Here is a 13866-nt window from a genome sequence, read left to right as displayed (position 1 = left end):
CGTCAGCCGCGCCCGCCTTTTTGACGCAAACCTCTTGATCAACGCGGGAAAAGGGGGTGGGGGTGGGGTTAGTGGAGGAGGGCGGTGTTGAGGGGTTGGGCGTCGTCGGGGGCGGGGCGGTCGCGGCGTAGCTCGGCCAGCAGGTCGGGGCGGCCGAGTTGGCGGGCGACCCGGTCGACGACACGTTCCGCGGCGGTCAGCGAGCGCACCGCGAGCAGACGGCCGCGACTCTCGCGGCGCAGCACGAAGTAGTGCACGGCAACGCGGACCTGACCCCGATCGGCGGCGCTGGCCTGGGCGGTGCAGAGGACCAGCTCGCGCAGGCAGCGGGCGAGACGTTCGGCGAGCTCGAGCTCCGGGCCGTGCAGGCCGGCGCGGAGGGCGGCGAGATGACTGTCGACCTTGCGAATCAGCACGTCGGTGCCCGGTTCGACGGTGCGCTGCTCGCCGGCCATCACATCCCCTCACCCCGGTTCGCGTTGCGAGTGAAGTTACTTTATGTTGCTCCTCAGAAGCAAGCAGTTAAGTGAGACTTAACGCATTAAGCGCACGTTCCACGCTTTTTGCCTTTTGCTCGCCCATTCCGTCGTGAGCCGTTCGTGGATGTCAGACCGGAGGGGCACGATGGACCGGTGACCGGGGCAGACGCAGACGCCGGCGCGGTGCTCGCCGGGTTCGGCCCGGCCACCCGCGCCTGGTTCGACAACGCTTTCGCCGCGCCGACCGCCGCGCAGATCGGTGCGTGGCGGTCGGTCGCCGCCGGTCGCAACGCGCTGGTGGTGGCGCCCACCGGCTCCGGCAAGACGCTCGCTGCCTTCCTCTGGTCACTGGACCGGCTGGCCCGCGAGCCGGCACCGACCGAGCCCCGCCAGCGGTGCCGGGTGCTCTACGTCAGCCCACTCAAGGCCCTCGCCGTCGACGTGGAGCGCAACCTGCGCGCCCCGCTGGCCGGCATCCGGCAGGCGGCCACCCGGCTGGGCGTGGCACCGCCCGACATCACCGTCGGCATGCGCACCGGCGACACGCCCGCCGACGAGCGACGGGCCTTCGCCCGCACCCCGCCCGACATCCTCATCACCACGCCCGAGTCGCTGTTCCTGCTACTGACGTCGGCGGCCCGCGACTCACTGCGCGGCATCCAGACGGTGATCGTCGACGAGGTGCACGCGGTGGCCGGCAGCAAACGCGGCGCCCACCTCGCCCTCTCCCTCGAACGCCTCGACGAGCTGCTGCCCGCCCCGGCGCAGCGCATCGGCCTCTCGGCCACCGTCCGCCCGATCGACGCCTGCGCGCAGTTCCTCGGCGGTGCCCGCCCGGTCGACGTGGTGCAGCCGGCCACTCCGAAGACCATCGAGGTCAGCGTGCAGGTCCCGGTGGAGGACATGACCCGCCTGGACGAGCAGGAGCAGCCACCGGAGGACGACCTCGGCGGCCCCGGGCCACGTCGGGCGTCGATCTGGCCGGCCGTGGAGGAGCGGGTCTTCACCCTCATCGGGCAGCACCGCTCGACCATCGTCTTCACCAACTCCCGCCGCAGCGCCGAGCGCCTCTGCGCCCGGCTCAACGAGCTGGCCGCCGAAGCGGCGACCGAGGGTGCGACCGGCGTACCGGAAGGGTTGTCGGCCGACGACGACCCGACGACCGGCGCGCAGCGGTGGGGTGGCCCTGCCGGCCCGGTGCGCAACCGGCCACCGGCCGAGGTGATGGCCCAGTCCGGGGCGGCCACCGGCGCGGCACCGGTGATCGCCCGCGCCCACCACGGCAGCGTCTCCCGGGAGGAACGCAAGCACATCGAGGAGGCGCTCAAGTCCGGCCAGCTGCCGGCGGTGGTGGCCACCTCCAGCCTGGAGCTGGGCATCGACATGGGCGCTGTCGACCTGGTGGTGCAGATCGAGGCGCCGCCGAGCGTGGCCGCCGGGCTGCAACGGGTCGGCCGGGCCGGGCACCAGGTGGGCGCCGTCTCCCGTGGAGTGGTCTTCCCCAAGCACCGTGGCGACCTGCTCTCCTGCGCGGTGGTCGCCGAGCGGATGACCGACGGCGCGATCGAGGAGCTGCACTACCCGCGCAACCCGCTGGACGTGCTGGCCCAGCAGATCGTCGCGATGGTGGCGCTGGAGCCGTGGGCGCTCGGCGACCTGGCCGTGCTGGTCCGCCGGGCCGCACCCTTCGCCGAGCTGCCCGACTCGGCGCTGCACGCCGTGCTGGACATGCTCTCCGGTCGCTACCCGTCCACCGCCTTCGCCGAGCTGCGCCCCCGACTGGTCTGGGACCGGGCCACCGACCTGCTCACCGGCCGCCCCGGCGCGCAGCGACTCGCGGTGACCAGCGGCGGCACCATCCCCGACCGGGGCCTGTTCGGGGTCTTCCTGGCCGGTGCCGAGCGGGCCGCCCGGGTCGGTGAGCTGGACGAGGAGATGGTCTACGAGTCCCGGGTGGGCGATGTCTTCCTGCTCGGCTCCTCCTCCTGGCGCATCGAGGAGATCACCCCTGACCGGGTGCTCGTCTCGCCCGCCCCGGGGCAGGCCGCGCGCATGCCGTTCTGGAAGGGCGACCAGCTGGGTCGGCCGGTGGAGCTGGGCCGGGCCATCGGCGCCCGGGTGCGCACCCTGCTGCGACAGACCGACGAAGCCGCACTGGCCGCGCTGCGCGACGGCGGGCTGGACGACTGGGCCGCCGGCAACCTGATGGCCTACCTGCGCGATCAGCGGGAGGCCACCCGTTCGCTGCCCGACGACCGCACTGTCGTCGTGGAACGGTTCCGCGACGAGCTGGGCGACTGGCGGCTGGCCGTGCACAGCGTGCTCGGCGCCCGGGTCAACGGGCCCTGGGCGCTCGCGGTGGGCCGCCGGCTGGCCGAGCGGTACGGCGTGGACGCCCAGGTGATGCCCTCCGACGACGGCATCGTGGTGCGACTTCCGGACACCGCCGACGAACCGCCCGGCGCCGACGTGGTGGTCTTCGAACCCGACGAGATCACCCAGCTGGTGGAGGAGTCGGTCGGCACCTCCGCCCTCTTCGCCGCCCGTTTCCGGGAGTGCGCCGCCCGGTCACTGCTGCTGCCGCGCCGCGACCCGCGCCGCCGCCAACCGCTCTGGCAGCAACGGCAACGCTCCGCCCAGCTCCTCGACGTGGCCCGCGAGTACGCGGACTTCCCGGTCACCCTGGAGGCCGCCCGGGAGTGCCTCCAGGACGTCTTCGACCAGCCGGCGCTGGCCGGGCTGATGCGCGACCTGGCCACCCGCAAGGTGCGGCTGGTCGAGGTGGAGACCAGCGCGCCGTCCCCGTTCGCGCGGTCGCTGCTCTTCGGCTACGTCGGTGCGTTCCTCTACGAGGGCGACGCCCCGCTGGCCGAGCGCCGCGCCGCCGCGCTCGCCCTCGACTCCACCCTCCTCGGCGAGCTGCTCGGCCGGGTCGACCTGCGCGAACTGCTCGACCCGGCGGTGCTCACCGAGACCGAACGGCAACTGCGGTGGCTGACCGAGCAGCGCCGCCCCCGCGACGCCGAGGACGTGGTCGAGCTGCTGCGGGTGCTCGGTGACCTGAGCGACGCCGAGCTGACCGAGCGGGGCGTGCCCGAGACGTGGCTCAGCGAGCTGGAGGCCACCCGCCGGGTGCTGCGGGTCCGGATCGCCGGCGAACAGCGCTGGGTGGGCGTCGAGGACGCCGCCCGCCTGCGCGACGCACTCGGCGTGGCACTGCCGATGGGGGTGGCCGAGGCGTACCTCGCCCCGGTGGCCGATCCGCTCGGTGATCTGGTGGCCCGTTACGCCCGCACCCACGGGCCGTTCGCCGCCGCCAGCTGCGCGGCCCGCTTCGGGTTGGGCGTGTTCGTCGTCGAGCAGGCGCTGCGCCGGCTCGGCGCCACCGGCCGGGTGGTCTCCGGGGAGTTCACCCCGGACTCGGCCGGCGCCCAGTGGTGCGACGCCGAGGTGCTACGGATGCTGCGCCGCCGCTCGCTCGCCGCGCTGCGCCGGGAGATCGAGCCGGTGCCGCCCCGGGCGCTGGCGACGTTCCTGCCCCGTTGGCAGCAGGTCGGCTCGTCCGCCCGAGGTGTCGAGGCGCTCGCGGCAACTGTGGAGCAGTTGCAGGGCGCGGCGGTGCCGGCGTCCGCCCTGGAGCGGTTGGTGCTGCCCGCCCGGGTCGCGGACTACTCCCCCGCCCACCTCGACGAGTTGTGCGCGAGCGGGGAGGTGCTGTGGGCCGGGTCGGGGGCGATCTCCGGAGGCGACGGCTGGGTCACCCTGGCGTACGCGGACACCGCGCCACTGCTGCTCCCTCCGCCCGACGAGGCGTTGACCCGCACCCCGCTGCACGACGCGGTGCTCGACGCGCTCGGCGACGGGCAGGCGTTGTTCTTCCGCCCGCTGGCCGACCGGGTCGGTTCGACAGACGACGCCGCGCTGACCGCGGTGATCTGGGATCTGGTCTGGGCGGGGCACCTCAGCAACGACACCCTCGCCCCGCTGCGCGCGGTGCTCGGCGCCGGCGGCGCCCACCGCTCCCGGCCGTCCGCGCCCCGCACCCGCTACCGGCGGCCCGGCCGGGTGGCGCTGCCGACCCGTGGTGGCCCGCCGACGGTCGCCGGCCGCTGGTCCCGCCTTCCGGACCGGGACCTCGACCCGACCCGGCGGGCCGCCGCGCTCGCCGACCTGCTGCTGGAGCGGCACGGGGTGGTCACCCGGGGCGCGGTCATGGCCGAGCAGGTGGTCGGCGGGTTCTCGGCGGTCTACCCGGTGCTGTCGGCGCTGGAGGAGCGCGGCGCGGCCCGCCGGGGTTACTTCGTCGAAGGGCTCGGCGCGGCGCAGTTCGCCGTACCCGGCGCGGTGGACCGGCTGCGCGCGCTGGCCGAACCGACCGACGGCGCCCGGGGGCGGGGCGCGGTGGCCACCGTGCTCGCCGCCACCGACCCGGCCAACCCGTACGGCGCGGCGCTGCCCTGGCCGGAACGGGTCGTCGACTCCGGTGACGGGGCCACACCGGCGACTGGGCACCGGGCCGGCCGCAAGGCGGGGGCCCTGGTGGTGCAGGTCGGCGGTGACCTGGTCCTCTACGTCGAACGCGGCGGCCGGACGCTGCTCTCCTTCACCGACGACACCGAGACGCTCGCCGCGGCCGGCAAGGCGCTCGCCGACGCCGTCCACTCCGGGGCGTTGGGTGCGATGTCGGTGGAGCGGGCCGACGGCGAGGCGGTGCACTCCTCGCCGCTGCGTGACGCGTTGACCGCCGCCGGCTTCCGGGCCACCCCGCGCGGCCTGCGCCTGCGCGGCTGACCGGGCCTGTGCGCCCGCGTCAGCCCAGACCGTTGAGCACCTTCTCGTAGCGGGGCCGGTCGGCGGCCGGGGTCTTCGCCTCAAGGTAGTTGAGCACCACCGCACCGCGCCGGTACGACTGGCCGCCCCACGTCTCGGCGATGTCGCTGGCGCTGATCTCGTCGGGAAACACGTACACCGTGACGGCGTCGGTGGCGATCAGCTCGGAACAGCCCAGGCCGAGACCGTCCGGCCCACAGTCGACCGAGCGGTCCTTCGGGTGCGGCACCTTCAGGCCGGCGGCCTTGAACGCGTTGACGACCTGGGTGGCACCGGGCGCACCCGTCGGGCGTTTGGGCAGCACCACCGGCGGTGGGCTGGCCGGCCGGCGCTGCGTGGGCCCCTGGGGGGCGACGGACGGCGGGGCCACCGGCGGGGCTGCCGGTGACGCGGCGCCGCTGGCGCTGGGCGGCCCCGCCGAGGGCGTCGGGGCGCTCGGCAGACCGGTGGCCGCCGGGGCCGAGGACGACGAGGGGGTGGGGGCCGCACTCGACGGATCGGCGTCGCCACCGCCGCAGCCGGCGGTGACGGCCACGGCTACCAGCAGGATTCCGACGGCGGGCAGGCTCCGAATTGTCACCAGGGCAGTCTGCCCAACGTCATCCGGCGGCGGGAGGGGCCGGTCGGCCACTGCGCTGTCCCGAATCCGTCAGCCCACCCGGTTCCACTAGCCTGCGGGCATGTCCGCAGTGCCCTGGATCTCGCTGACCACCGACTACGGCCTCACCGACGGCTTCGTGGCCGCCTGTCACGGGGTCGTCGCCCGCGTCGCGCCGACCGCCCGGGTGATCGACGTGACCCACCTGGTGCCGCCGGGGGATGTCCGGCGGGGTGCCGCGGTGCTGGCGCAGACAGTGCCGTACCTGCCGGTGGGAGTGCACGTGGCGGTGGTCGATCCGGGTGTCGGCACCGCCCGACGGGGTGTCGCGCTGGCCGCCCCGGGCGGGCTGCTGGTCGGCCCGGACAACGGGTTGCTGCTGGACGCCGCCGCCGCGCTCGGTGGGGTGACCGACGCGGTCGAGCTGACCGAGCCGCGCTGGCTGGCCGCCCGGGTGTCCCGCACGTTCCACGGGCGGGACGTCTTCGCGCCGGTGGCGGCCCGGCTGGCGCTCGGCGCGCCGCTCGCCGAGGCGGGCCCACCTGTCGACCCGGCCGGGCTGGTGCGGCTGCCGACGCCCACGGTGACCCGGGACGCCGAGGGATTCACCGCCGAGGTGCTGACCGTGGACCACTTCGGCAACGTCCAACTGGCCGCACCGGCCGAGCTGCTCGATCCGCTGCCGGCCACGCTGCGGGTGGGTCCGTCGGGAACCGCGCCGGCCCATGCGGCGGTGCACGGGCGCACCTTCGGCGACGCCCCGGCCGGTGGCCTGGTGACGTACGTCGACTCGGCCGGGCTGGTCGCGGTCGCTGTCAACGGCGGACGGGCCGTGGACCTCCTCGCGGTGTCCGCGGGGGACCTGCTGCGGGTATCGGGCTGATGTTCGACTGTGGAATGCTTCTCCGGTGGGTGAGCATGTGGTTCCTGCGGGCTGTCCCTGCTGTGCGTCGCGGACCGGCGGGGGGACCTGTCCCGTCTGTTTCTGGACCGACGACGGCCAGACCGACGCCGACGCCGACGCCGTCCGGGGTGGCCCCAACGGCGACCTGAGCCTCACCCACGCCCGTCTCAACTACGCCGTCTACGGTGCCAGCCACCCGCGCTACCAGGACATGGTGCGCACGGCTCGCCCCGACGAGCGCCCCTGACGCTGAGGCGGCGCCCGACGGGGTGAGCGTGGCTCAGCAGACCGGCACGCTGCCGCCGTACACACTCGAGATGTACGCGTGGCTGACGTACTGGCCACTGGTCAGCCGGTTCCAGCGGGTGGTGGTGCGGTAGGGGCCGGCGACCGACTGACCGGTGACGTAGCACTGGATCGGCACGTGGGCCAGCCGGGCGGCGAGGCCACGGATCGCGTACGACGTGCTGGCCCCGGTGCGGATGTTGAGCGGCCCGTCGCCGACCACGCCGCGCGGGCCGCCGCCGGTCCACAGGTAGGCGACGTCCACCCAGGCGTTGGTGGTCAGCCGCAGCCCGTCCCAGAACGTGCCGTCGGCCAGGTCGATGCCGGCCGGGTTGAGCACGGTCCGCCCGAACTGGTCCCGGCCACCGTTGTAGCCGGACTGGTACGCGGCCTGCGCCTCGGGTCGCCCCTGCGGCAGGTCCTTCCAGTTCTCCCGCACGGATGACGGGTTCCAGTAGTCGTCGCGGGTGTTCCACGGCCCGACGTCCCAGACCGGGGCGTACTCGCAGCGGGCGCCGTTGGTGGTGCAGACCCGCACGGTGTAGTCGCCGGTGTTGAGCGGGGAGAGTCCGCGCCGCGACGGCAGTGCCGCGAAGTGGTCCCGGGGTTGCACGGTGCGGCCGTTGGCGGTCACCTCACCGACCAGCCCGATGCGGGTGGCGTACACCCGGTAGGTGCGACCGGGTGTGGCGGCGGACACGGCGGCGTTCGCGTCGGCGGTGAGCCGCATGCCCCGTACCGTCGCCGTCGCTCCCTTGTCGGGGGCGGTGAGCACCACCCGGGCCTGTACCCGGGTGACGGGCCGGTCGAAGACGGTGCCGGCGGCCCGCCACTCCGTCCAGCCGGCGGTCCGCCAGCCGCGGACCTGCGCCTCCACCGTCGCCCCGGCGGGGACCGCGGCGTCGATCTCGGCGCGGACCCGGGTGGCCGGCCGGGCGAGGGTGCGGGGTGTGGTCAGCAGCATCCCCTCGGCGACGGCGCTGTGCGGGCTGCGGGCGCCGCGCCAGGTGGGCCGGGCCTCCCGCAGGCGGAGGCCGGCGGCGGTGCGTCGGACGTTGACGTCGTCGCGGTCGACGATCGTGAGGTCGGCGCTCCACCGTTCGTCGCCGGGTGCGGCGGCGACGAGGGCGATCGGTGCGCTGGCGGCCGGGACGTTACCGGTGGTGGGTAGGAGCGCTGCGGTGAGCAGGAGGGTGAGGGTGGCGATGAGGGCGACGGATGGGATACGACAACGGGGTCGCGTCATGGGCATTCTCCTCAGAACCCCCTGACCTTCGCATGTCAGGAGATCATGAGGAACCTGTGTACAAATAGCGACACATGCGAATCTTGCTCGAAGAGGGAGAATGGCAGGGTGCCCGAAGGCGACACCGTCTGGAACACCGCGCGCGTGCTGCACCGCGCGCTGGCCGGCGCGCGGATCACCGGCAGTGACTTCCGGGTGCCGCAACTGGCGACCACGGATCTCACCGGCTGGACCGTCCGCGAGTCGGCCAGCCGGGGCAAGCACCTGCTGCTGCGGCTCGACACCCCCACCGAGGAGCACTGGAGCCTGCACTCCCACCTGCGGATGGACGGCGCCTGGCGGGCGTACGCCCCCGGGGAACGCTGGAGCGGCCGGCCCGCGCACCTGATCCGGGTGGTGCTGCGCAGCCCCGGCGCGGTAGCGGTCGGCTACCACCTGCACGAGCTGACACTGGTGCCGACCGCCGACGAGGATCACCTGGTCGGCCACCTCGGCCCCGACCTGCTCGGGCCGGACTGGGACCCGGCCGAGGCGGTCCGTCGGCTCGCCGAGCACCCGGAGCAGAGCATCGGCGAGGCGCTGCTGGACCAGCGCAACCTGGCCGGCGTGGGAAACCTCTACAAGTGCGAGGTGCTGTTCCTGCGCGGGGTGTCACCGTGGACCCCGGTCGGTGGGGTGCCCGATCTGCCGGGCCTGGTGGCTCTCGCGCAACGGCTGCTCGCCGCCAACCGGGGCCGGTGGACGCAGAGCAGCACCGGCTCGCTGCACCGGGGGCAGACCAGCTACGTCTACGGCCGCCGCGCCCAGCCCTGCCGCCGCTGCGGCACCGCGATCCGCAAGGAGGAACTGGGTGAACGGGTCACCTACTGGTGCCCGGTCTGCCAGCCCGAACGCCCGGCCCCGCCATCTGCCGGCTGACCAGGCTCCCACCGATCGAGACCCAGCGTAGAAACGGACGATTGGGTAATTCCTAACCGGCCGTCGACGTCGCATGCTGCGGTTGAGCGCTCACCGACCGTCAGCAGAGTGCCGAGGTTCCCCACGTCGGGGTGGCGAACCTCGCGCCCCGAACCGGGGAGAGTCATGGCGATGTTCCGCAGACTCCGCTCCACCTTCCTCACGCGGACCACCCGCGACGCCGACGCCCCCGCCACCGGTCGGGGGGCGGCGGTGCCGGCCGCGCGGACGGCCGAGGAGGTCGTCGCGACACCGAGCCTGGACCCGGCAGTGGTGCCCCGCTACTTCGGCCCCGTGCCGAACTTCGCGCACAGCCCTCGCCCGACCCGCGACCCCGACGGGCAGGTGACGGCCGGGACCGGGCTGCGCAAGTTCGTCGACCCGCTGCCCCTTCCCGGCCAGCCGGGCGGCGGCGACCTCGGCAGCCAACTGCCGGTCGCAGTGCCCGACACGATCAGCTATCCGGGCTGCGACTACTACGAGATCGGCCTCCAGGAGTACGCGCAACGGCTGCACCGGGACCTGCCGGCCACCCGGCTGCGCGGCTACCGGCAGCTCAACCTGGGCACCGACCCGGCCGGCCACAACACTGTGGTGCCACCGGAGCGACAGTGGCACCTCGGGCCGATGATCCTGGCCCGTCGGGGTCGACCGGTCCGGGTGAAGTTCATCAACCAACTCCCCACCGGCCGGGCCGGCGAGCTGTTCCTGCCGGTCGACGACACGATCGAGGGGGCCGGCCTCGGCCCGCTGGACGGGCCGGCGCCGTACCCGCAGAACCGGGCCGTGCTGCACCTGGCCGGGGCGCAGACCGGCTGGACCAGCGCGGGCAACCCGGGGCAGTGGATCACCCCGGCCGGGGAGATCACCCCGTACCCGACCGGACCCGGGCTGGCCCACGTGCCGGACATGCCGGCGCCCGGCGCCGGCGCCACCACTCTCTACTTCCCGAACGAGCAGAGTGGCCGGCTGCTGTGGTTCCACGACAACACCCTCGGCCTGGCCCGGCTCACCGTCTACGGCGGACAGCTCGCGCTCTACCTGCTCACCGACCCGGCCGAGGACCAGCTCGTCGCCGACGCGGTGCTGCCGGCCGACCAGGTGCCCCTGGTGATCGAGGACAAGACGTTCGTCCCGGACGACGCCCAACTCGCCGCCGAGGACCCGACCTGGGACCGGGAACGCTGGGGTGCCCGGGGCAGCCTCTGGCACCCGCACGTCTACCAACCCCGGCAGAACCCGTACCGATCCGGTGGACGCAACCGCACCGGCCGGTGGGACTACGGCCCCTGGACGAGCAACGCCGCAGCCCACGGCACCCACCCCGACGGCTGGGTGCCGAATCCGTACCACGACCCGGTCGACGCCCCGGACGAGCCGCCGCTGAGCCCCGGCGTCCCGCACCCGTCGGCCGTCCCCGAGGCGTACGGCGACACCCCGCTGGTCAACGGTGTCGCCTACCCGTACCTGGAGGTGCAGCCGCGCGCGTACCGGTTCCGGATCCTCAACGCCTGCCTGGACCGCAGCCTCAACCTCCAGCTCTACCGCGCCCGCTCCGACGCGGCGATGTGGACGGCCGACGGCGCGCTCGCCGACCCCGACGCCGGCGAGGTGCCGATGGTGCCGGCCACCCGCGCGGCGGACCACCCGGCGGGCTGGCCGACCGACGGACGCGACGGCGGTGTGCCCGACCCCCGCGCCGCCGGCCCGGAGTTCATCCAGATCGGCAACGAGGCCGGTCTCCTGCCGGCCCCGGTGGTGCTGCCGAACCGACCGATCGGTTACCGGTACGACCGGCTCGACCCGACAGTGCTGAACGTCGACGGGCACACTCTGCTGCTCGCACCGGGTGAACGGGCCGACGTGCTCGTCGACTTCTCCGCCGTGCCGCCGGGCAGCACGCTGATCCTGTACAACGACGCTCCGGCCCCGCTGCCCGGCTTCGACAGCCGCTACGACCAGCACACCGGCGCCCCGGACCGCACCGCCGAGGGTGGCCCGCCCCCGACCGAACCGGGGTACGGCCCGAACACCCGCACCCTGCTCCAGTTCCGGGTGACCGGCACACCCGCGCCGCCGTACGACCTGGACCGGCTGCGCGACCGGCTGCCCGTGGCGTACGCGGCCAGCCAGCGCCCGCCGATCGTCCCGCAACCGGCGTACGACCCGCCGTTCGGCACCCGGACGACGACGCGGACGACGGTGCCGGTGCACGCCACCACTGTGACGTTCACACCGACGGCGGGCACCGGCCCGGTGACAGTGCCGATCGCGGTGAAGGCCGCACAGCAGATCTTCGAGCCGGACCACGGCCGGCTGGCGGGTCGGCTCGGCGTGGGGCACCCGCACGCCGGGCCGCTCCACCCGACGACGCTGCCGCTCGGCGCGACCGACCCGGTCACCGAGGTGCTGTTCGCCACCGACACCGCCGTACCGGTGGGTGCCCCCACCGACGGCACGCAGCTCTGGCGGATCAGCGGCAACGTCCGGCAGACCGAGCCGGTGCAGGTCGACGGCTGCGACCTGCAGGTGATCAACCGGGTCGGCTGGGACGGCACGCTGCGCCTTCCGCACGACACGGAGCTGGGTTGGAAGGGGATCGTCCGGGTCAACCCCCGGGAGGACGTGGTGGTGGCGCTGCGTCCGGTCGCGCCGGTGCTGCCGTTCAAGCTGGGCGACAGCCTCCGGCTGCTCGACCCCTGTCGCCCGGCCGGCGCGCGGGCCGGTTCGACGCCGGTCAGCCCGGCCGACGGGCGACCCGCCACTGTGGTCAACCAACTGGTCAACCTGGGCTGGGAGTACCGCTGGCACAGCCAGCTCGCCGGCCACCGCGACGGCGGGATGACCCGACCGCTGGTGCTGCGGGTGGCGCCGAAGGCGCCGACGGGCCTGACCGCCACCCCGGTGCCCGGGTCGGCCACCGCGCTACCCGCGATCGCGCTGGCCTGGACCAGCAACGGCGGGCGACCGGCCGCCACCAGCCACCTGCTGCAACGGGCCACCGACGCGACCTTCGGCGGCGAGGTCACCACGATCACCGTCGCGGCCGCCGCCACCCGGTACACCGACGCGACGGTCACCCCGGGGGTGACGTACCACTACCGGATCCGGGCGGAGAACGCGGTCAGCTACTCGTCCTGGTCCAACGGGGTGCCCGCCTCGGTGCACCTGGCCGCGCCGAGCGCCCTGGTGGCGACGCTCCCGCCGGCGGCACCGCTGCGGGTGGCGCTGCGCTGGACGAACCGGTCGTTCGCCACCGGCATCGACGTGCAACGGGCCACCAACCCGACGTTCACCAGTGGCCCGGGCACCACGGCGATCGGGGTCGGTGACAACCACCTGGACCCGACAGTGGCACCGGACACCACGTACTACTACCGGGTGCGGACCACCTATCTGGGTGCCGCCTCGGCGTGGTCGACGGTCGCCACGGTGACCTCACCACCCCCGCCGGGCGTCCCGAGCGGGGTGAGCGCCACCGCCACCGCGCCGGGGCCGGACACCGCGACGGTGATCCTGGCGTGGGCGGCCAGCACCCCCGGCGGCCCGGGGTCCGGGTTCACCGTGCAGCGGGCCCTCGACCCGACCTTCGAGCAGGAGCTGGCCACTTTCACGGTGACCGGCCGCGGCTTCACCAACACGGGGCTGGCCCGGGGGGTGACCTACCACTACCGGATCCGGTCGTTCAACGTCGTTGGCACCTCGGCGTACACCGGACCGGTGCTGGTGACGACCCCACCGTGACGGGCCCGCGCTCCGGGGGGCGTGTGCGGTCAGCGCGTCGGCGCGCGCAGCGGGGTGCCGACGGCGCGCAGCTCGGCGAGGGCCCCGGCGACCCCGTGCAGCAGGTCGGTCGCCTCGGTGAGCCGGTCGGCGGCCGGGTGGGCGCTCTCCGGTCGGGCGTCCTCGGCCAGATAGCCGGCGGCGGCGACCACCAGCCGTTCGTACGCCGCCACCCCGGCCTCCAGTTGTGCGGTCAGCGCGGCGTGCGCCTCGGCCAGCGGCGGCCGGGCGTCGGCCGGGGCCAGCCGCAGCGCGCGTTCGACGCTGGCCACCCGGGTGGCCAGGTCGCGCAGCGAACGGTCGGCGGCGGCTGCCTCCAGCACCGCCGGCTCGGCCAGCCCGGTGAGCCGGGGGGCCATCCCGGCCAGGGTGAGCGCCGCCCGGTCCAGGCGGACCCACTGTTCCCCGGCTCCGGTGCCACGCAGTGCGATCCGGGAACGGACCCGGCGCACCTCGGCCAGCACGCCCGCGCCGACCGGCAGCCGCTCGACGGCGGCGACCAGCCGGGCCCGCGAGCGGGCCGCCGCCTCGGCCGGGTCGAGCGCCGGGGGTGCCGGCTGGGCGGCCAGGGCGCGCACGTCGATCCACCGCCAGGCGGCGAGCGCCACCGCACTGCCCGCGGCGCCGGCCCAGGCCGCGTCGGGCAGACCAAGCCCGGCGTACGGGGTCAGCACCACCGCCGCGCCGCCGAGCCCACCGGCCAGCACGCTCCACCGTCGGGCCGACCGGCGAAGCCGACCCAGCCTGCGGAAGTACCGGGTCCGCTCGTCTGCCACAGTGCCTC

Annotated in this window: 9 protein-coding genes; 5 read left to right on the top strand and 4 right to left on the bottom strand. The window is 74.7% G+C overall.

The features are described from left to right. Positions 1-68: 68 nt before the first annotated feature. Complete coding sequence (locus tag KBX26_RS16580; RefSeq protein WP_210865804.1) at positions 69-455, bottom strand: hypothetical protein; 387 nt, start codon at positions 453-455, stop codon at positions 69-71. Positions 456-632: 177 nt separating this feature from the next. On the opposite strand from KBX26_RS16580, the gene KBX26_RS16575 reads away from it, so the two are divergent. Next, a complete protein-coding gene (locus KBX26_RS16575) occupies positions 633-5270 on the top strand; it encodes an ATP-dependent helicase (RefSeq protein ID WP_210865803.1) in 4638 nt (1545 codons plus the stop codon). A gap of 19 nt (positions 5271-5289) precedes the next feature. On the opposite strand, the gene KBX26_RS16570 is transcribed toward KBX26_RS16575, so the two are convergent. After that, the gene (locus tag KBX26_RS16570; protein WP_030336809.1) at positions 5290-5889 is read right to left on the bottom strand and encodes a hypothetical protein; all 600 of its coding nucleotides are present in this window, start codon (positions 5887-5889) and stop codon (positions 5290-5292) included. A 100-nt stretch (positions 5890-5989) separates the two neighbouring features. Here KBX26_RS16570 and KBX26_RS16565 point away from each other — a divergent pair, with 100 nt between their 5' ends. Together KBX26_RS16565 and KBX26_RS16560 are read left to right on the top strand one after the other, a co-directional pair. Further along, positions 5990-6790, top strand: coding sequence for an S-adenosyl-l-methionine hydroxide adenosyltransferase family protein (locus tag KBX26_RS16565; RefSeq protein WP_210861142.1), 801 nt, complete (start codon positions 5990-5992; stop codon positions 6788-6790). Positions 6791-6815: 25 nt separating this feature from the next. Further along, complete coding sequence (locus tag KBX26_RS16560) at positions 6816-7058, top strand: CPCC family cysteine-rich protein (protein WP_030336813.1); 243 nt, start codon at positions 6816-6818, stop codon at positions 7056-7058. 33 nt (positions 7059-7091) lie between these two features. Here the strand turns inward: KBX26_RS16560 and KBX26_RS16555 are convergent, their stop codons facing one another. Beyond that, positions 7092-8342, bottom strand: coding sequence for a hypothetical protein (locus KBX26_RS16555; protein WP_030336815.1), 1251 nt, complete (start codon positions 8340-8342; stop codon positions 7092-7094). Between the two features lie 108 nt (positions 8343-8450). On the opposite strand from KBX26_RS16555, the gene KBX26_RS16550 reads away from it, so the two are divergent. Then, on the top strand, positions 8451-9260 hold the full coding sequence (locus KBX26_RS16550) for an Fpg/Nei family DNA glycosylase (RefSeq protein ID WP_210865802.1): 810 nt from the start codon (positions 8451-8453) through the stop codon (positions 9258-9260). 165 nt (positions 9261-9425) lie between these two features. Beyond that, positions 9426-13043: a hypothetical protein gene (locus KBX26_RS16545; protein ID WP_210865801.1), complete on the top strand. Its 3618-nt coding sequence runs from the start codon at positions 9426-9428 to the stop codon at positions 13041-13043. A 29-nt stretch (positions 13044-13072) separates the two neighbouring features. On the opposite strand, the gene KBX26_RS16540 is transcribed toward KBX26_RS16545, so the two are convergent. Then, positions 13073-13858: a hypothetical protein gene (locus KBX26_RS16540; protein WP_030336820.1), complete on the bottom strand. Its 786-nt coding sequence runs from the start codon at positions 13856-13858 to the stop codon at positions 13073-13075. Positions 13859-13866 lie beyond the last annotated feature (8 nt).

Source organism: Micromonospora sp. C97, assembly GCF_018070385.1.
Taxonomy (GTDB): Bacteria; Actinomycetota; Actinomycetes; order Mycobacteriales; family Micromonosporaceae; genus Micromonospora; species Micromonospora parva.
This window is presented reverse-complemented; position numbering and strand designations above follow the sequence as displayed.

Coding starts and splice junctions, on each gene's coding strand:
- KBX26_RS16580 (WP_210865804.1), bottom strand. CDS start 455: ATGGCCGGCGAGCAGCGCACCGTCGAACCGGGCACCGACGTGCTGATT.
- KBX26_RS16565 (WP_210861142.1), top strand. CDS start 5,990: ATGTCCGCAGTGCCCTGGATCTCGCTGACCACCGACTACGGCCTCACC.
- KBX26_RS16555 (WP_030336815.1), bottom strand. CDS start 8,342: ATGACGCGACCCCGTTGTCGTATCCCATCCGTCGCCCTCATCGCCACC.
- KBX26_RS16545 (WP_210865801.1), top strand. CDS start 9,426: ATGGCGATGTTCCGCAGACTCCGCTCCACCTTCCTCACGCGGACCACC.